This window comes from Texcoconibacillus texcoconensis (genome assembly GCF_014202575.1).
GTDB lineage: Bacteria > Bacillota > Bacilli > Bacillales > Salisediminibacteriaceae > Texcoconibacillus > Texcoconibacillus texcoconensis.
Genome location: NZ_JACHHB010000019.1, coordinates 18452 through 37785 on the forward strand (window position 1 = coordinate 18452; position 19334 = coordinate 37785).

The following is a 19334-nucleotide window of genomic DNA, read 5'->3' on the forward strand; positions in this document are numbered from 1 at the left end:
TACCTCCTTCCCAAATCGGAATTACCAACTTGCTTTTTTAACACCTGGAATTTGCCCTTTATACGCGAGTTCACGGAAACAAATTCGGCATAGTTTGAACTTACGAATGACGGAGTGCGGGCGTCCACAACGTTCGCAACGTGTATATTCCTGCACTTGGAACTTTTTCGGCTTCTTGGCCTTAGCGATCATTGCCTTTTTTGCCAAAGTGTTCACTCCTCCCTATTTGGCTATCGCCTTTTATTTTTGGAATGGCATTCCCATTTCTGTAAGAAGTTCACGAGCTTCTTCGTCAGAATCTGCTGTCGTAACAATTACGATGTCCATACCACGAACTTTATCGACTTTATCATATTCAATCTCAGGGAAAATTAGCTGTTCTTTCACTCCGAGTGTGTAGTTTCCGCGTCCGTCAAAAGCTTTTTTCGATACACCACGGAAGTCACGTACACGAGGCAAAGAAACAGAGAACAATTTATCTAAGAAATCGTACATGCGCTCGCCGCGCAAAGTTACTTTAGCACCGATTGGCATACCTTCACGAAGCTTAAATCCGGCGATGGATTTTTTCGCTTTCGTAATGATCGGTTTTTGACCTGTGATTGCTGTTAACTCTTCGACAGCTTTGTCTAGCATCTTAGAGTTTTGAACAGCATCGCCGACACCCATGTTGATGACGACCTTTTCGATTTTAGGAACTTCCATAACGGAATCATAGTTAAATTTCTCTGAGATAGAAGAAACGATCTCTTGATTATACTTCTCTTTTAATCGATTCATTGCTAAATTGACCTCCTTTCGACACTGGCAATTAGTCGAGCGCTTCGCCAGATTTCTTTGCGATACGTACTTTTTTACCGTTCTCTTCTTTAAATCCAACACGTGTTGGTTCAGATGTTTTTGGATCAATTGGCATCACGTTTGATACGTGTACTGGCGCTTCTTGATTCAAAATACCACCTTGTGGGTTTGCTTGAGTCGGCTTTGCATGTTTTTTCACCATGTTGACTCCTTCAACAAGCACGCGTTCGGAAGACGGGTACGCTTCAAGAACTTTGCCTTCTTTTCCTTTATCTTTACCTGAGATGACTTTAACGTTATCTCCAGTTTTCACGTGCAATTTACGTTGTGACATAAGGGCACCTCCTTAGCTGACGAATTTCCGTCCGTTTCCTTTTCTATCCGTTAAAGCACTTCTGGTGCAAGAGATACAATTTTCATAAATTGGTTTTCGCGTAATTCACGAGCAACCGGTCCGAAAATACGCGTTCCACGTGGGCCTTTGTCGTCACGTACGATGACTGCTGCGTTTTCGTCGAAACGGATGTAAGAACCGTCTTTACGACGAACTCCGCTCTTTGAACGAACGATAACAGCTTTAACAATTTCACCTTTCTTGACAACGCCACCAGGTGTTGCTTGCTTTACGGAACAAACGATAACGTCCCCGATATTTGCGGTTTTACGCCCAGATCCGCCCAATACTTTGATGCATTGTACTTCACGAGCTCCAGAGTTATCTGCTACTTTCAAGCGGCTTTCTTGTTGAATCATAGTTCCTTAACCTCCCTTCAGGTAAGCAAATGACTTAACTGAACTGATTAGACAATTACAGCTTCTTCAACAACTTCTTCGAGTCTAAAACGTTTGTTTTTCGAAAGTGGGCGTGTTTCCATGATGCGTACAATGTCGCCATTTTTCGCAACGTTATTTTCATCATGCGCCTTAAACTTTTTCGAGTATTTAACACGTTTACCGTACAGTGAGTGCATTTTATACGTTTCTACAACAACTGTGATCGTTTTATCCATTTTATCGGAAACGACACGGCCGACGTAAGATTTACGATTATTACGCTCTGCCAATGGACGAACCTCCTCTCAGCTTATTCGTTCGTAATTCCTAATTCACGCTCACGAAGAACTGTTTTCGCTCGAGCGATCGCCTTTTTCACTTCGCGGATGCGAGCAGGGTTATCTAATTGACCTGTCGCTAGTTGGAAGCGTAAGTTAAACAATTCTTCTTTTAGTGAGTTGGCTTTTTGTTCAATTTCGGCAGTGGTTAAGTTGCGAATCTCGTTAGCCTTCATTTGCGTCACCACCCACTTCTTCTCGTTTTACAAATTTCGTTTTAATCGGTAGTTTGTGAGAAGCTAAACGCAATGCTTCACGGGCAACTTCTTCAGAAACACCGGAAATTTCAAACATGATTTTTCCTGGTTTAACAACCGCAACAAATCCTTCTGGAGCACCTTTACCGGAACCCATACGAACTTCAAGAGGTTTTGCTGTATAAGGCTTGTCAGGAAAGATTTTGATCCATACTTTACCGCCACGTTTCATGTAACGTGTCATAGCGATACGTGCAGCTTCAATTTGGCGGTTTGTGATCCAAGACGCTTCTAACGCTTGTAAACCGTACTCACCAAAGTTAACCTCTGTACCACCTTTTGCTTGACCACGCATTTTCCCACGATGTTCACGACGGAATTTAACACGTTTTGGTACTAGCATAATTAGTTTCCTCCTTCCTCTTCGTTCGTTCCTTTCGTCGGAAGGACTTCCCCTCGATAAATCCAAATCTTCACACCTAGCTTACCGTATGTTGTGTCAGCTTCTGCGAAACCGTAATCAATGTCGGCACGCAAAGTGTGTAGGGGTACTGTACCTTCGCTGTATTCTTCAGCTCGTGCGATATCTGCGCCACCAAGACGACCAGAAACTTGTGTTTTAATACCTTGTGCTCCAGATCTCATAGTACGTTGCATCGCTTGTTTCATCGCACGACGGAAAGAAACGCGGTTTTCTAATTGGCGTGCAATATTTTCAGCAACTAAAGTTGCGTCCATATCTGGTTGCTTAATTTCGTTAATGTTGATGTGTACACGCTTGCCAGTTAATTGGTTAAGAGCTTTACGTAGTGCTTCAACTTCAGCACCACCTTTACCGATAACCATACCAGGCTTAGCAGTGTAAATCGTAATATTTACACGGTTTGCTGCACGTTCAATTTCAATAGTTGAAACTGCAGCATCTTTTAGACGGTTTTCCAGGTATTCACGAATTTTAATATCTTCGTGAAGTAGGTCAGCGTAATTCTTGTCAGCGTACCATCTTGATTCCCAATCGCGGATAACGCCAACGCGAAGTCCTACTGGATTAACTTTTTGACCCACATTTATCCCTCCTTCTTTTCTGTTAGAACGACAGTAATATGACTCGTACGTTTGTTAATACGGCTCGCTCGACCCATCGCACGCGGGCGGAATCGTTTGAGCGTGATGCCTTCGTCTACGTATGCTTCGCTGACAACGAGATTGTCAGGTTCCATTTCGTAATTGTGCTCTGCATTTGCGATCGCAGAGTTGATGAGCTTTTCAACAACAGGTGACGATTTCTTCTGAGTATGGCGAAGAATTGAAATCGCCTCTCCAACGTCCTTACCTCTAATCAAGTCAACCACTAAGCGAACCTTGCGAGGAGCAATACGCACTTGTTTAGCTACTGCTTTAGCTTGCATGAATAGTACCTCCTCTCTCTATTAACGTTTCGTTTTCTTGTCACTACCTGCATGGCCTTTGAAAGTACGGGAAGGAGCAAACTCACCAAGTTTGTGTCCTACCATATCTTCAGAGACGTATACAGGTACATGTTTACGACCATCGTGTACGGCAATTGTATGACCGATAAATTGTGGGAAAATTGTTGAGCGACGAGACCAAGTTTTAATAACCTTTTTCTCGTTTGCTTCGTTCAAAGAATCCACTTTCTTCATCAAGTGATCATCTACAAAAGGTCCTTTTTTCAAGCTGCGACCCATGTGTGTACCTCCCTTCGCGATTGCCCTACGGTTCCTACGAACCGTAGCTCAATCCCGTTATTTTTTACGACGGCGACGAACAATATATTTGTCCGTGTCCTTATTTTTCTTACGTGTCTTGTAACCAACTGATGGTTGACCCCATGGGGATACAGGCGATTTACGTCCGATTGGTGCACGACCTTCACCACCACCGTGTGGGTGATCGCTAGGGTTCATAGCAGAACCACGTACATGTGGACGCTTGCCTTGCCAACGAGAACGTCCAGCTTTACCTGTGTTCACAAGTTCGTGCTCAACATTACCAACTTGGCCAATTGTCGCACGGCATGTTGCAAGAATCAATCGTGTTTCACCTGAACGAAGGCGAATAAGCACGTATTTTCCTTCTTTACCAAGTACTTGTGCCTCTGCACCAGCAGAACGTACAAGTTGTCCACCTTTACCAGGTTTTAACTCGATGTTATGAACAACAGTACCAACTGGAATATCTTGAAGTTCCAAAGCGTTTCCGCGCTTGATATCTGCATCCTTACCGGACATAATTTCATCGCCAACTTTTAAGCCACGCGGCGCAAGAATATAACGCTTCTCACCATCAACGTAGTTGATAAGAGCAATGTTTGATGTGCGGTTTGGATCGTATTCGATCGTAGCAACGCGGCCTGGAATTCCATCTTTGTTACGTTTGAAGTCGATAATACGATAGTGTCTTTTGTGTCCGCCACCTTTATGACGGGATGTAATACGACCGTGGTTGTTTCGTCCAGCTGTTTTGCTGATTGGAGCTAACAAAGAGCTTTCCGGCTTATCAGTCGTAATTTCATCAAAAGTTAATCTTGTCATATTACGGAATCCGTTAGTCGTCGGATTATACTTTTTGATTGCCATCTGGGTTTCCCTCCTTCTCTGTTAAGATTTACGCTTCAAAGAATTCAATTTCTTTGCTATCTTGCGTAAGTTCTACAATCGCTTTTTTGCGCTTGCGTGTATACCCTGTGTAACGGCCGAAACGTTTGAACTTCCCTTTGTAGTTCATTGTGTTTACGTTCGCTACCTCCGTGCCATCAAAAATTTCTTCAATAGCTTTTTTGATTTCAGTTTTGTTGGCGCGTGGGTCAACTTCAAAAGTATATTTGTTCTCTGCCATAAGGTCCGTAGTACGCTCAGTAACCACGGGGCGCTTAATGATATCACGTGCATTTGCCATTATCCAAGCACCTCCTCGACCTTTTTCGCAGCACCTTGTGTCATAACGAGCTTATCAGATTTAAGAACGTCAAGGACATTAACGCCCTCTGCTGTTAGATAAGCTACGCCTGGGATGTTGTTAGTAGATAGAGCAACTTGTTGGTTATACTCTTCTGTAACTACTAATGCTTTTTCATCCGCAGATAGATTATTCAAGATGCTAATCATTTCTTTTGTCTTTGGCTTTTCAAGTGATAATTCTTCTAAAAGAATCACATCATCACTTTGAAGTTTTGAAGACAATACAGACTTCATTGCTAATCGACGAACTTTTTTCGGTAGTTTATAACCGTAATCGCGTGGTGTTGGTCCGAATACTGTTCCACCACCAACCCACTGTGGAGAACGGGTTGAACCTTGGCGCGCACGCCCTGTTCCTTTTTGGCGCCATGGCTTGCTGCCACCACCGCTCACATCCGAACGACCTTTTACTTTGTGAGTACCTTGTCTTAATGATGCTTGTTGCATTACAACGGCATCGTGAACAACGCTTTCGTTCGGTTCAATACCAAACACGTCATCGTTCAACTCGATGTCGCCTACTTGTGAACCGCTTTGGTTGTATAGAGTCACTTTTGGCATCTTGGCTCCTCCTTTCCTTGCCAATCTTTTAGTTTTCTTTTACAGCTGAATGTACAGAAACGTAACTTCTTTTCGCTCCTGGAACATTTCCTTTTACTAGAAGTAGGTTACGATCAGTGTCTACCTTTACAACTTCTAGGTTTTGAATCGTCACCTGATTCGTACCCATGCGACCCGGAAGTTTCTTCCCTGGACGAACGTGGTTCGGATCAATTGGACCCATCGCACCTGGTCGACGGTGGTAACGGGAACCGTGTGTCATTGGTCCGCGGGATTGGTTATGACGCTTGATTGCGCCTGCAAAACCTTTACCCTTTGTAATACCAGTAACGTCGATCGCGTCACCTGATTCAAATGTATCTACCTTGACTTCTTGACCAACTTCTAAGTTCGTAGCATCTAAGTTACGAAACTCTTTAACGAAGCGCTTAGGCGTTGCATTTGCCTTTTCGGCGTGGCCTTTTTCCGGTTTGTTGATTTGAGATTCTTTCTTATCTGCAAAACCAAGTTGTACTGATTCATATCCGTCATTTTCAACGGATTTCTTTTGAAGTACAACGTTAGGCTCAACTTCAATTACCGTTACAGGAACCACTTCACCGTTCTCAGAAAAAACTTGTGTCATACCTAGTTTTTTACCTAAGATTCCTTTGGTCATAAGTCACACCTCCTAATTAAATCTTTTATTTTAATTATAGTTTAATTTCAATATCGACACCTGATGGAAGATCCAAACGCATTAAGGAATCTACCGTTTGTGGTGTTGGGTCAACAATGTCAATTAGACGCTTGTGAGTTCGCATTTCAAATTGCTCACGTGCATCTTTGTACTTATGAACAGCACGTAGAATTGTATATACGGACTTTTCCGTTGGAAGCGGGATCGGCCCAGAAACACTTGCTCCTGCACGCTTAGCCGTTTCCACAATCTTTTCTGCAGACTGGTCTAAAATTCTGTGATCATATGCTTTTAGACGAATGCGAATTTTTTGTTTTGCCATTTGATTACCTCCTTTTTCGCCCATTTTTTAAAACAGACTTACTCCATGGAAATTTTCCTGCACCTAGCTCATGGCAAAGGAGCCGGGTGTGTCAGCAACCTTCCACATCATCGCCTGTCAGTGACCAACGTTAAATATTATACAATAAAATAACATGCGAATGCAAGTTTTTTTTTATTACTCTCAACGCGGACACTTTTTGTATTATACAAGCTGTGTTCGTGGATTTCAAGTTTACAAGTGAATCTTTTAAATGGAAATAAATATATCCTTTGTAAAACCGTCTATTACTAATAAAAAAACACCCTAGAATCCTAGGGTGCTTTTTGAAGTATCATAATCGTAGATTACTCAACGATTGTAGCTACGACGCCCGCACCTACTGTACGGCCACCTTCACGGATTGAGAATTTAGTACCTTCTTCAATCGCGATTGGTGCAATTAGGTCTACTGTCATTTCTACGTTATCTCCAGGCATAACCATTTCTACGCCTTCAGGAAGCTCGATGATTCCTGTAACGTCCGTTGTACGGAAGTAGAACTGTGGACGGTAGTTTGCGAAGAATGGCGTGTGACGGCCACCTTCTTCTTTTGAAAGAACGTAAACTTCAGCTTTGAACTTTGTGTGTGGAGTGATCGTACCAGGCTTAGCTAGAACTTGTCCACGTTGGATGTCATCACGGGAAACACCACGAAGTAGCGCGCCGATGTTGTCACCTGCTTCAGCGTAGTCAAGAAGCTTACGGAACATTTCCACACCAGTAACAGTTGTTTTGCTGGAGTCTTCTTCCATACCGATGATTTCGATTTCATCACCTACGTTTAATTGTCCACGCTCAACACGACCTGTAGCAACAGTACCACGACCAGTGATAGAGAATACGTCCTCAACTGGCATCATGAATGGCTTGTCTTTGTCGCGATCTGGAGTTGGAATGTAGTTGTCAACTGCTTCCATTAGTTCGAAAATTGCTTGCTCGTACTGCTCGTCACCTTCAAGTGCTTTAAGAGCAGAACCTTTAACAACTGGTACGTCGTCACCATCGAAGTCGTACTCACCAAGAAGGTCACGAACTTCCATTTCTACTAATTCTAGTAACTCTTCATCGTCAACCATGTCACATTTGTTCAAGAACACAACGATTGCTGGTACACCAACTTGGCGGGAAAGCAAGATGTGCTCACGAGTTTGTGGCATTGGACCGTCAGCAGCGGATACAACAAGGATTGCACCATCCATCTGAGCAGCACCAGTGATCATGTTTTTAACGTAGTCTGCGTGTCCTGGGCAGTCAACGTGTGCATAGTGACGACTTTCTGTTTCATACTCAACGTGTGCAGTGGAGATTGTGATTCCACGCTCACGCTCTTCTGGAGCACCGTCGATTTGGTCATATGCCATTGCGTCACCAGTACCGTCTTTCTTGTTAAGTACAGTAGTGATTGCTGCAGTTAATGTAGTTTTACCATGGTCAACGTGTCCGATTGTACCAATATTGGCATGGGTCTTCGAACGATCAAACTTTTCTTTAGCCATTATTAATTTCCTCCTTAAATTGAAGAATAATTTTTATAGTTGGAAAGGTGAGAGATGATAATCAGTCACCTTTCCTAGCTTACAATAAATTAAACACAGAAACAATATTTACTGATTTATTCACCAGTTTGTTTCTTGATAATTTCTTCAGAAATGCTCTTTGGCACTTCTTCATAGTGGTCAAAGTGCATTGTGTAAGCTCCGCGACCTTGTGTGTTTGAACGCAATACTGTTGCGTAACCAAACATTTCTGCAAGTGGAACGAAAGCTTTTACAATTTGTGCATTACCGCGTGCTTCCATACCATCAACTCGTCCACGACGAGAAGTGATGTCGCCCATGATGTCTCCCATGTATTCTTCTGGGATAACAACTTCGACTTTCATGACTGGTTCAAGAAGTACTGGTTTACACTTTGATTTCGCTTCTTTTAAGGCTAGGGAAGCAGCTACTTTATAAGCCATCTCATTAGAGTCAACGTCGTGGTAAGAACCATCAACTAGTTTTGCCTTCACGTCGATCATTGGATAGCCAGCAAGTAGACCATTATCCATCGATTCTCTTAGACCTTGTTCAACGGATGGGATATATTCACGTGGAACAACACCACCGACGATCTTGTCTACAAATTCAAAACCTGCGCCTTCTTCGTTTGGTTCGAACTCAATCCATACGTGACCGTACTGACCACGACCACCAGACTGACGTACAAATTTCCCTTCTACTTTTGCCGCTTCACGTAAAGTTTCACGGTAGGAAACTTGAGGAGCACCAACGTTAGCTTCAACTTTGAATTCACGCTTAAGACGGTCAACGATAACGTCTAAGTGAAGCTCACCCATACCTGCGATGATTGTTTGTCCAGTTTCTTCATCAGTATGCGTTTGGAATGTTGGGTCTTCTTCAGCCAACTTACCAAGTGCAATACCCATCTTGTCTTGGTCAGCTTTTGATTTAGGCTCAACGGACAAGGAGATAACTGGTGCTGGGAATTCCATGGATTCAAGGATAACAAGATCCTTCTCATGACAAAGCGTATCACCAGTTGCCGTTTGTTTCAAACCAACACCTGCAGCAATATCCCCTGAATAAACAGTGGAGATCTCTTCACGGTGGTTTGCGTGCATCTGGAGAATACGTCCCATACGTTCACGTTTGTTCTTCGTTGAGTTCTGTACATAAGAACCAGCATTTACTGTTCCAGAGTACACTCGGAAGAATGTCAACTTACCAACGTAAGGGTCTGTCATAACTTTAAATGCTAGTGCAGAGAATGGTTGGTTGTCATCTGCGCTACGCTCAACTTCTTCATCAGTATCAGGCTTGATACCTTGAATAGCAGGAACGTCAACAGGTGATGGCAAGAAGTCAATCACTGCATCCAACATAAGTTGAACACCTTTGTTTTTGAAGGCAGAACCACATAGAACAGGATAGAATTCAACATTAAGCGTTCCTTTACGGATCGCTTCCTTGATTTCTGCTATTTCTAATTCTTCACCTTCTAAGTACTTCATCATTAATTCTTCATCGAGTTCAGCAACAGCTTCAACTAACTTCTCGCGATATTCTTTCGCTTGAGCTTGATACTCTTCTGGAATCTCGCGAGCATCAGTACGTGTTCCTAGGTCATCTTCATAGTAATAAGCTTTCATTTCTATGAGGTCAATGATGCCATCGAACTCATCCTCTGCACCGATTGGTAGTTGAATAGCGTGAGCATTTGCCCCAAGACGGTCACTTAATGTGCTAAGGGAGTAGATGAAATCTGCCCCTACCTTGTCCATCTTGTTTACAAATACAATTCGTGGTACATGATATGTTGTAGCTTGGCGCCAAACTGTTTCAGTTTGCGGCTCAACCCCGGATTGCGCATCAAGTACTGCAACAGATCCGTCTAATACTCGTAGAGAACGTTCAACCTCAACTGTGAAGTCTACGTGTCCTGGAGTGTCGATAATATTTATACGGTGGTCATTCCACTGAGCAGTCGTTGCAGCAGAAGTGATTGTGATTCCGCGCTCTTGCTCCTGGGACATCCAGTCCATTTGTGAAGCACCTTCGTGCGTTTCACCAATTTTATGAATACGCCCCGTGTAGAAAAGAATACGCTCTGTTGCTGTTGTTTTACCAGCATCAATGTGAGCCATGATCCCGATATTACGGGTTTTCTCTAAGGAGAACTCTCTTCCCATTGACTTTTTCTCCTTCCTTTTTGTAGATGTTCACTATGATGCGAAAGAGAGTCGCATAAATATAGGACTCATCTTTACACATCTAGCAGTATCTATTCCCATATCAACCATATTAGATAAGTGGTTGATTAAAATTTTACCAACGGTAGTGAGCGAATGCTTTGTTCGCTTCTGCCATTTTATGCGTCTCTTCACGCTTCTTAACAGCAGCACCAGTGTTGTTAGCAGCATCTAGGATTTCGTTAGCAAGACGCTCTTCCATCGTTTTTTCACCACGAAGACGAGCATAGTTTACGAGCCAACGAAGACCTAGTGTTGTACGACGGTCTGGTTTAACCTCAACCGGTACTTGATAGTTTGCACCACCTACACGGCGAGCTTTAACCTCAAGTACTGGCATGATATTTTTAAGTGCTTGTTCAAAAACTTCTTGTGGATCTTGACCAGCACGCTCTTGTACAAGTTCAAATGCTTTATAAAGGATCTTTTGTGCTTTTCCTTTTTTACCGTCAGTCATAATACGGTTGATTAAACGAGTAACTAGTTTCGAGTTATACAACGGGTCAGGTAGTACGTCACGTTTTGCGACAGGACCTTTACGAGGCATGTGTTCCCCTCCTTTCAAATTTCTTAATTTGATAACAATCTATTTGTTAACGATCATTATTTTTTCTTTTTCTTCTTACCAGTTTTCGTTCCGTACTTGGAACGACCTTGCTTACGTCCTTCAACGCCAGCAGTATCTAGCGCACCACGTACAATGTGGTAACGGACACCTGGTAAGTCTTTAACACGTCCTCCACGGATAAGAACAACACTGTGTTCTTGAAGGTTGTGTCCAATACCAGGGATATAAGCTGTCACTTCAATTTGGTTCGTTAAACGAACACGAGCGTATTTACGCAATGCAGAGTTTGGTTTTTTCGGTGTCATTGTACCAACACGTGTACAAACCCCGCGTTTTTGAGGTGATGATTGATCCGTAGGCACTTTACGGTGACTGTTGTACCCTTTGTTAAGTGCTGGTGAATCATATTTTTTCGGCTTGGACTTACGTCCACTGCGTACTAGTTGGTTAATTGTAGGCATCGTTATTTTCCTCCTTTCATCATTAATATAAGGCCACTGATCCAGGTGGCTCATTGTTGTGTAAAAAGTAAAGTTTTTGTCGCGGGGGAGTGCCCCGCAAACAAAAACTTCATTTACTTTTTCAATGCGACCGTCGCAGCGCCAACATCTATTCCACAAGCCTTACCTAATTTTTTCATCGAATCAACTGTAACGATCGGTACGCCACGTCGATTAGCTGAAGAAAAAATTTTTTGTTTCACTTGTTCATCAATGTCCTCGGCAACGACCACTTCAGTTACCTTACCATCTTCCAGAGCTTTTAACGTCTGTTTTGTGCCCACCAGTTTCTGATCAGCCTGTGCTACTTTTTCATAAGACATTTTTCATCCTCCAAAGCACCAGGGTTTAGGCGCACTTTTATATACTATCATCATGATCTAGTGATGTCAATACTATTTTCTTTTAATCTTGTACGGTAACTTCTTCGGTTTCTTCCGAAGTTTCAGTTGCTGTTTGACCATCGTCATAATCTAGTTTGCGATAACGTTGCATTCCTGTACCTGCAGGAACGAGCTTACCGATAATGACGTTTTCTTTCAACCCAACAAGTTCGTCACGTCTTCCTTTGATCGCTGCATCTGTTAAGATACGAGTTGTCTCTTGGAAAGACGCCGCCGATAAGAAGGAGTCTGTTTCAAGTGATGCTTTGGTAATACCAAGAATAACAGGTTTACCAGTTGCAGGTTGCCCTCCTTGAAGCAGAACATCACGATTGGCTTTGTCAAACTGGTGAATTTCAACAAGTGACCCAGGTAATATTTCTGTATCCCCTGCATCAATAACACGGATTTTTCGAAGCATTTGGCGGACCATGACCTCTACGTGTTTATCACCGATTTCAACACCTTGCATACGGTAAACTTTTTGAACTTCCTTAAGCAAGTATGCCTGAACACCTTGAACACCGCTAACCTGTAGCAACTCTTTAGGGTCGATAGAACCTTCAGTGAGAGCCTGACCTGGTATCACTTCATCCCCTTCAGATACTGTAAGTCGAGCGCCATATAGCGTAGTGTACGTTCGGTTTTCGACATCACCTTGAACGGCGATTTCTTTTTTATCCGTCGATTCTGTGATATCTATAACCCTTCCTTCAATTTCGGAAATGACTGCCTGACCTTTCGGATTACGCGCTTCAACTAGCTCTTGGATACGCGGTAAACCTTGTGTGATATCGTCCCCTGCTACACCACCGGTGTGGAAAGTACGCATCGTTAACTGCGTTCCCGGTTCACCGATTGATTGAGCGGCAATAATACCTACGGCTTCACCGACTTCCACTTCGCTTCCTGTCGCTAGGTTTCGACCATAACACTTTTTACAAACGCCGTGTTCAGTGTCACAAGTAAAGGCAGAACGAATCGTAACCGTTTCAACACCAGCATCTACAATCTTGCGAGCAACATCTTCGTTAAGGAGTTCTTCTTTTTCTGCTAGCACTTCTCCAGTTTCTGGATGACGTACTGTTTCAAACGAAAGACGACCTACGAGTCGGTCAAATAGCCCTTCAATGACTTCACTGCCTTGAGTAATCGCCGAGACAGGTAAGCCACGATCAGTTCTACAATCATCCTCGCGAACGATGACATCTTGAGCTACATCAACAAGACGACGAGTCAAGTAACCCGAGTCTGCTGTCTTCAGTGCCGTATCGGCCAGACCTTTTCGGGCACCGTGTGTAGAGATAAAGTATTCAAGAACTGTCAAGCCTTCTCGGAAGTTAGACTTGATCGGAAGTTCGATAATTTGACCTGATGGATTGGCCATTAGACCACGCATACCTGCTAACTGGGTGAAGTTTGATGCGTTACCACGTGCACCCGAATCACTCATCATAAAGATTGGGTTCGTTTTATCCAACGCATTCATCAGACGACCTTGGATGTCATCCTTTGCCCCACTCCACGTTTCGATAACTTTGTCATAACGTTCCTCATCAGTAATTAAACCACGACGGAATTGTTTTGTAACACGAGTTACTTTTTCCTCAGCTTCATCGAGGATTCCTTGTTTATCTTCTAAGGTTACAATGTCTGCAACGCCCATCGTGATACCTGCTTTTGTTGAATAATAGAAACCTAAGTCCTTCATTTTATCCAGCATGACAGATGTTTCTGATATCTTGAACTTTTTAAAGACTTCTGCAATGATATCGCCTAAAAAGCCTTTTTTAAATGGATCAACGACTTCTCGGTTTTTGAACTCTTCCTTGATGTCAGTACCTACCGGAACGATGTATTTCTCCGGAATCACTTCTTCTAAGTTGGTTGCACTAGGTTCATTAATATAAGGGAATGAACCTGGGAGAATTTCGTTGAAGATCACTTTACCTACAGATGTGAGCAATAGTTGTTCGTCTTGCTCTTCAGTAAAGTTTGTTTTCCCAACTGAATTAACAGGTAATGCAATTCGTGTATGCAAGTGGACATATCCGTTTTGATAAGCTGTCAACACTTCGTCTGGGTCTTTATAGATATTTCCTTCACCTACGGCACCCGCACGTTCCAACGTTAGGTAGTAGTTCCCTAGAACCATGTCCTGTGATGGTGTAACAACAGGTTTTCCGTCTTTCGGGTTAAGGATATTCTGCGCTGCTAACATTAATAATCTTGCTTCCGCTTGCGCTTCAGCAGATAGCGGAACGTGAACGGCCATTTGGTCACCGTCAAAGTCCGCGTTATATGCAGTACATACGAGTGGGTGCAGCTTAATCGCTCGACCTTCAACAAGCGTAGGTTCAAAAGATTGAATCCCTAAACGGTGAAGGGTTGGAGCACGGTTTAACAATACAGGGTGCTCTTTAATTACTTCTTCAAGCACATCCCATACTTCTGGGTGTACGCGCTCAACTTTACGCTTTGCACTCTTAATATTATGAGATAAGCCTTTGTTTACGAGTTCTTTCATAACAAATGGCTTAAATAATTCTAGGGCCATTTCTTTCGGTAAACCACATTGATACATTTTCAGGCTAGGACCAACAACGATAACCGAACGACCAGAATAGTCAACACGCTTACCGAGTAAGTTTTGACGGAAACGACCTTGCTTACCTTTAAGCATGTGAGATAAAGACTTCAATGGACGGTTTCCTGGTCCTGTAACCGGACGACCTCGTCGACCGTTATCGATCATCGCATCGACGGCTTCCTGAAGCATTCTCTTTTCATTTTGAACAATGATACTAGGTGCGCCTAAATCTAGTAGGCGTTTTAGACGGTTGTTTCGGTTAATGACACGACGGTATAAGTCGTTAAGATCCGAAGTTGCAAAGCGTCCACCATCTAGTTGCACCATTGGACGAAGTTCAGGTGGAATAACCGGAAGGGCATCCATAATCATCCAAGCAGGGTTGTTACCTGAATTTCTGAATGACTCAAGAACTTCTAGTCGCTTAATTGCACGTGTGCGACGTTGACCTTGAGCAGTTTTGAGCTCTTCGCGAAGCATATCGACTTCTTTTTCTAGATCGATGTCTTCTAGAAGTTTACGAATCGCTTCTGCTCCCATTTCAGCTTGGAAAGAGCGCCCGTACTTTTCACGATACGTTCTGTACTCTTTCTCAGATAATAGTTGCTTTAATTCTAACGGTGTATCTCCTGTTTCTGTCACAACATAAGAAGCAAAGTAAATCACTTCTTCAAGCGACCTTGGAGACATGTCTAGAACGAGGCCCATTCGACTTGGAATCCCTTTAAAGTACCAAATGTGAGAGACAGGGGCAGCTAGTTCAATATGCCCCATGCGCTCACGTCGTACCTTTGAACGCGTAACTTCTACACCACAGCGGTCACAAACGACACCTTTGTAGCGTACGCGTTTATATTTTCCACAGTGACACTCCCAGTCTTTTTGCGGTCCAAAAATACGTTCACAAAACAAACCGTCTTTTTCTGGCTTTAATGTACGATAGTTAATCGTCTCAGGTTTTTTAACTTCACCGTGAGACCATGAACGGATTTTTTCCGATGAAGCTAGACCGATCTTCATGTACTCAAAATTATTTACATCTATCAAGGGGTCAACCTCCCTTTCCACATTAAGGATCTTGCATTACCCGTTCGTTTCGCCGGATTCGAGGTTTAGATTTAGCTTTTCATTATTTTGCTCTTCTTCATCGTCAAGTTCGAGCATTTCAATTTCTTCTTCGTTACTAGAAAGCATCTTCACGTCCATACCTAAACTTTGCAATTCTTTAATTAGAACTTTAAATGATTCAGGTACACCTGGTTCAGGTACACTTTCTCCTTTGACGATCGCTTCGTACGTTTTCACACGGCCGACAACGTCATCGGATTTGACCGTCAAAATTTCTTGCAATGTATAAGCAGCACCGTAAGCTTCAAGTGCCCACACTTCCATCTCACCAAAACGCTGACCACCGAATTGGGCTTTACCACCTAATGGTTGCTGTGTAACGAGTGAGTATGGTCCAGTTGAACGTGCGTGCAACTTGTCATCAACCATGTGCGCAAGTTTAATCATGTACATGACACCGACGGAAATACGGTTATCAAATGCTTCACCAGTACGGCCGTCATAAAGAACTGTTTTACCATCACGAGCCATACCTGCTTCTTCTAACGTGTCCCAAACGTCATCTTCACGCGCACCATCAAAAACAGGTGATGCTACGTTAATACCTAAGTTTCGCGCAGCCATACCTAAGTGCATTTCTAGCACTTGTCCGATATTCATTCTTGATGGAACACCTAATGGGTTTAACATAATGTCGATCGGTGTGCCGTCTGGTAAATAAGGCATATCTTCTTCTGGAAGTATACGAGAAATAACACCTTTGTTACCGTGACGGCCGGCCATCTTGTCACCTTCGTTAATTTTACGTTTCTGTACGATGTAAACACGTACGAGCTGGTTGACTCCCGGAGGTAGCTCGTCGCCATCTTCACGGTTGAAAATTTTCACATCGAGGACAATTCCATCTCCACCGTGCGGTGAACGTAAGGAAGTATCACGAACTTCTCGTGCTTTTTCACCGAAGATCGCGTGTAATAACCGCTCTTCAGCTGTTAACTCAGTAACCCCTTTAGGTGTTACCTTACCAACGAGAATGTCTCCATCTTTAACTTCCGCACCGATGCGAATAATGCCTCGCTCATCAAGGTTACGTAGTGCATCTTCACCGACATTCGGAATATCACGTGTGATTTCTTCTGGTCCAAGTTTTGTATCGCGAGCTTCTGATTCATACTCTTCAATATGAATCGAAGTATAAACATCATCTTTTACAAGGCGCTCACTTAAAATAACGGCGTCCTCATAGTTGTAACCATCCCATGTCATAAAACCGACAAGGACATTACGACCTAGGGCCATTTCGCCTTCTTCCATCGAAGGTCCATCAGCAAGGATTTCTCCTTTTTCAACGATCATACCTTCAGATACAATTGGGCGTTGGTTATAGCAAGATCCTTGGTTTGAACGCTCAAACTTTTGCAAGTTATAACGATCAACATCCCCTTCTACTTCCTTGCCATCGACTTCCTCAATACGTCGAACGCGTACTGATTTACCATCAACTTTTTCAACACGTCCTCTTGAACTTGCAAGGATCGCAGCACCTGAGTCTTTCGCAGAAACGTACTCCATCCCTGTTCCTACCGTTGGTGATTCAGGTTCTAGTAAAGGAACTGCCTGACGCTGCATGTTCGCACCCATCAATGCACGGTTTGAGTCGTCATTTTCAAGGAACGGTACACAAGCGGTCGCAGCAGAGACAACTTGTTTTGGTGAAACGTCCATATAGTCAATGCGGTCTTTCGATACGATAATGTTTTCACCGCGAAAACGACAAATAATCTCATCATCAATAAATGCACCATTTTCGTCTAACTGTGCATTCGCCTGAGCAACGACGTAATTATCCTCTTCGTCAGCGGTGAGGTAATCGGTTTGCTCAGTTACTCGGCCCTCTTCTCGGTTAACTTTTCGATACGGACTTTCCATAAAACCAAACTCATTAACCTTCGCATAACTTGATAGAGAGTTAATCAACCCGATGTTCGGTCCTTCTGGCGTTTCAATCGGACACATACGTCCATAGTGGGAATAGTGAACGTCACGCACTTCAAAGCCGGCGCGTTCACGCGTTAGACCACCTGGACCTAATGCAGATAGACGGCGTTTATGTGTTAATTCTGCAAGTGGGTTCGTTTGGTCCATAAACTGAGAAAGTTGGGAGCTTCCGAAGAACTCTTTAATCGATGCGATAACAGGGCGAATGTTAATAAGCGCCTGCGGTGTAATCGTTTGGACATCTTGGATAGACATACGCTCACGAACGACACGCTCCATACGAGATAAACCAATGCGGAATTGGTTTTGCAACAACTCCCCAACAGAACGTAAACGACGGTTCCCTAAATGGTCAATATCGTCTGTTCGACCGACACCATGAAGTAAATTAAAGAAGTAATTAATCGCGGAAATGATATCTTCTGGTGTAATGTTTTTAACATCTCTACCAATACTTCCGTTACCAATCACTCTGATAGGTTCTTGAGCATCTGGATCGTCTGCTGGATAGATAAGAATCGACTGTAACTCTACATCTTCTTGTTCAACGACGCCTCCGTTAAGCGTATAATGTTTGAAACCAACATTATTTTCTAAGTACGGAAGTAAGCGATCCAATAAACCACGATCAATAACAGAACCTTCTTCTGCTAAAATTTCACCTGTCTCAGGGTCAGCTAACGTTTCTGCTAAACGTTGGTTAAATAGGCGGTTTTGAATATGGAGTTTTTTGTTCATTTTATAGCGACCAACATTCGCTAAATCATAACGTTTAGGGTCAAAGAAACGCGATTCTAATAAACTTTTTGCGTTTTCGACAGTCGGTGGTTCACCAGGGCGAAGACGCTCGTAAATTTCTAAAAGCGCTTTTTCTGTGTTATCAGTGTTATCTTTTTCTAATGTATTTCGAAGGTAGCTATCATCACCTAAAAGGTCAATGATCTCTTGATCAGTGCCAAACCCTAAAGCACGTAACAATACTGTTACAGGAATTTTTCGAGTGCGGTCAATGCGAACATGGACGACGTCTTTTGCATCCGTCTCCAGTTCTAACCACGCTCCACGGTTTGGGATCACCGTCGCTGTATAACCTTTTTTACCATTTTTATCGACTTTGTCGTTATAATAGACACTTGGAGAACGAACGAGCTGTGATACAATAACACGTTCAGCTCCGTTAATAATAAATGTACCTGTATCTGTCATGAGCGGAAAGTCACCCATGAACACTTCTTGTTCTTTAACTTCGCCTGTTTCTTTATTAATCAAGCGAACTTTCACGCGAAGTGGAGCTGAGTATGTAACATCTCGCTCTTTAGAATCCTCGACAGAATACTTCGGTTCCCCTAAACTATAATCGATAAATTCAAGAACTAAGTTCCCTGTAAAATCTTCGATCGGAGAAATATCCTGAAACATCTCTTGGATACCCTCATCAAGAAACCATTGATAAGAAGCAGTCTGAATTTCAATCAAATTCGGAAGCTCTTGTACTTCACTGATGCGAGCATAGCTTCTACGTTGGCGGTGGCGTCCGTACTGAACTAGTTGACCTGTCAACTGATTCACCCCTCAAATCTAGCGTTTTATTATCAAAAGGATCGAGGTGTTGTTGATCCCTTTTTAAAGAACAAACGGCTCAAGGAAACAAAGTACGGCTTATAACCGACGATGTTCCTCATTCCATATTCCATTAACAAACAAACAAAAAAAGAAAAGGGCAGTTAAATCCTTTCTTCGTATCGGTCTAAAAAACATACACCTGTTTTTAGCATGCCCAA

At 43.0% G+C, this 19334-nt stretch carries 22 protein-coding genes; all 22 read right to left on the reverse strand.

Annotated elements, in window-relative coordinates; translation table 11 throughout:
* Positions 1–21: 21 nt before the first annotated feature.
* The 22 genes from HNQ41_RS15625 to rpoB all read right to left on the reverse strand — a co-directional run bounded on the left by HNQ41_RS15625 (position 22) and on the right by rpoB (position 19113).
* The gene (locus tag HNQ41_RS15625) at positions 22–207 is read right to left on the reverse strand and encodes a type Z 30S ribosomal protein S14 (protein WP_184665374.1); all 186 of its coding nucleotides are present in this window, start codon (positions 205–207) and stop codon (positions 22–24) included.
* A 33-nt stretch (positions 208–240) separates the two neighbouring features.
* Positions 241–780: a 50S ribosomal protein L5 gene (rplE, locus tag HNQ41_RS15630; protein WP_184665375.1), complete on the reverse strand. Its 540-nt coding sequence runs from the start codon at positions 778–780 to the stop codon at positions 241–243.
* 31 nt (positions 781–811) lie between these two features.
* Entirely contained in the window at positions 812–1120 is a 309-nt protein-coding gene (gene rplX, locus HNQ41_RS15635; protein WP_184665420.1) for a 50S ribosomal protein L24, read from the reverse strand.
* Positions 1121–1185: 65 nt separating this feature from the next.
* Positions 1186–1554: a 50S ribosomal protein L14 gene (gene rplN, locus HNQ41_RS15640; protein WP_184665376.1), complete on the reverse strand. Its 369-nt coding sequence runs from the start codon at positions 1552–1554 to the stop codon at positions 1186–1188.
* 47 nt (positions 1555–1601) lie between these two features.
* The gene (gene rpsQ, locus HNQ41_RS15645; RefSeq protein WP_184665377.1) at positions 1602–1865 is read right to left on the reverse strand and encodes a 30S ribosomal protein S17; all 264 of its coding nucleotides are present in this window, start codon (positions 1863–1865) and stop codon (positions 1602–1604) included.
* Positions 1866–1885: 20 nt separating this feature from the next.
* Positions 1886–2089 (reverse strand): 50S ribosomal protein L29, encoded by a 204-nt coding sequence (gene rpmC, locus HNQ41_RS15650; RefSeq protein ID WP_184665378.1) that lies wholly within the window; start codon positions 2087–2089, stop codon positions 1886–1888.
* The gene (rplP, locus tag HNQ41_RS15655) at positions 2079–2513 is read right to left on the reverse strand and encodes a 50S ribosomal protein L16 (protein ID WP_184665379.1); all 435 of its coding nucleotides are present in this window, start codon (positions 2511–2513) and stop codon (positions 2079–2081) included. The genes rpmC and rplP overlap by 11 nt, the downstream gene beginning before the upstream one ends.
* A gap of 2 nt (positions 2514–2515) precedes the next feature.
* Positions 2516–3175, reverse strand: a complete 660-nt coding sequence (gene rpsC, locus HNQ41_RS15660; protein ID WP_184665380.1) for a 30S ribosomal protein S3 — start codon at positions 3173–3175, stop codon at positions 2516–2518.
* A 2-nt stretch (positions 3176–3177) separates the two neighbouring features.
* Complete coding sequence (rplV, locus tag HNQ41_RS15665) at positions 3178–3519, reverse strand: 50S ribosomal protein L22 (RefSeq protein WP_184665381.1); 342 nt, start codon at positions 3517–3519, stop codon at positions 3178–3180.
* Between the two features lie 21 nt (positions 3520–3540).
* A complete protein-coding gene (gene rpsS, locus HNQ41_RS15670; RefSeq protein WP_184665382.1) occupies positions 3541–3819 on the reverse strand; it encodes a 30S ribosomal protein S19 in 279 nt (92 codons plus the stop codon).
* Positions 3820–3876: 57 nt separating this feature from the next.
* Positions 3877–4710 carry a 50S ribosomal protein L2 gene (gene rplB / locus HNQ41_RS15675; protein ID WP_184665383.1) on the reverse strand — a complete coding sequence of 278 codons (834 nt, stop codon included), beginning with the start codon at positions 4708–4710 and terminating at the stop codon, positions 3877–3879.
* Positions 4711–4738: 28 nt separating this feature from the next.
* Positions 4739–5029, reverse strand: coding sequence for a 50S ribosomal protein L23 (rplW, locus tag HNQ41_RS15680; protein WP_184665384.1), 291 nt, complete (start codon positions 5027–5029; stop codon positions 4739–4741).
* Complete coding sequence (gene rplD / locus HNQ41_RS15685) at positions 5029–5652, reverse strand: 50S ribosomal protein L4 (RefSeq protein WP_184665385.1); 624 nt, start codon at positions 5650–5652, stop codon at positions 5029–5031. The genes rplW and rplD overlap by 1 nt, the downstream gene beginning before the upstream one ends.
* A gap of 28 nt (positions 5653–5680) precedes the next feature.
* Positions 5681–6310, reverse strand: coding sequence for a 50S ribosomal protein L3 (gene rplC, locus HNQ41_RS15690; RefSeq protein WP_184665386.1), 630 nt, complete (start codon positions 6308–6310; stop codon positions 5681–5683).
* Positions 6311–6344: 34 nt separating this feature from the next.
* Positions 6345–6653 carry a 30S ribosomal protein S10 gene (gene rpsJ, locus HNQ41_RS15695; protein ID WP_184665387.1) on the reverse strand — a complete coding sequence of 103 codons (309 nt, stop codon included), beginning with the start codon at positions 6651–6653 and terminating at the stop codon, positions 6345–6347.
* A 347-nt stretch (positions 6654–7000) separates the two neighbouring features.
* Positions 7001–8191, reverse strand: a complete 1191-nt coding sequence (gene tuf, locus HNQ41_RS15700) for an elongation factor Tu (protein ID WP_184665388.1) — start codon at positions 8189–8191, stop codon at positions 7001–7003.
* A gap of 116 nt (positions 8192–8307) precedes the next feature.
* Positions 8308–10386: an elongation factor G gene (gene fusA, locus HNQ41_RS15705; protein WP_184665389.1), complete on the reverse strand. Its 2079-nt coding sequence runs from the start codon at positions 10384–10386 to the stop codon at positions 8308–8310.
* Between the two features lie 136 nt (positions 10387–10522).
* On the reverse strand, positions 10523–10993 hold the full coding sequence (gene rpsG, locus HNQ41_RS15710; RefSeq protein WP_184665390.1) for a 30S ribosomal protein S7: 471 nt from the start codon (positions 10991–10993) through the stop codon (positions 10523–10525).
* A 56-nt stretch (positions 10994–11049) separates the two neighbouring features.
* Entirely contained in the window at positions 11050–11475 is a 426-nt protein-coding gene (gene rpsL, locus HNQ41_RS15715; RefSeq protein ID WP_184665391.1) for a 30S ribosomal protein S12, read from the reverse strand.
* Between the two features lie 113 nt (positions 11476–11588).
* A complete protein-coding gene (locus HNQ41_RS15720; RefSeq protein ID WP_184665392.1) occupies positions 11589–11837 on the reverse strand; it encodes a 50S ribosomal protein L7ae-like protein in 249 nt (82 codons plus the stop codon).
* Between the two features lie 82 nt (positions 11838–11919).
* Positions 11920–15534, reverse strand: coding sequence for a DNA-directed RNA polymerase subunit beta' (rpoC, locus tag HNQ41_RS15725; protein WP_184665393.1), 3615 nt, complete (start codon positions 15532–15534; stop codon positions 11920–11922).
* Positions 15535–15570: 36 nt separating this feature from the next.
* Positions 15571–19113 (reverse strand): DNA-directed RNA polymerase subunit beta, encoded by a 3543-nt coding sequence (rpoB, locus tag HNQ41_RS15730; RefSeq protein WP_184665394.1) that lies wholly within the window; start codon positions 19111–19113, stop codon positions 15571–15573.
* Positions 19114–19334 lie beyond the last annotated feature (221 nt).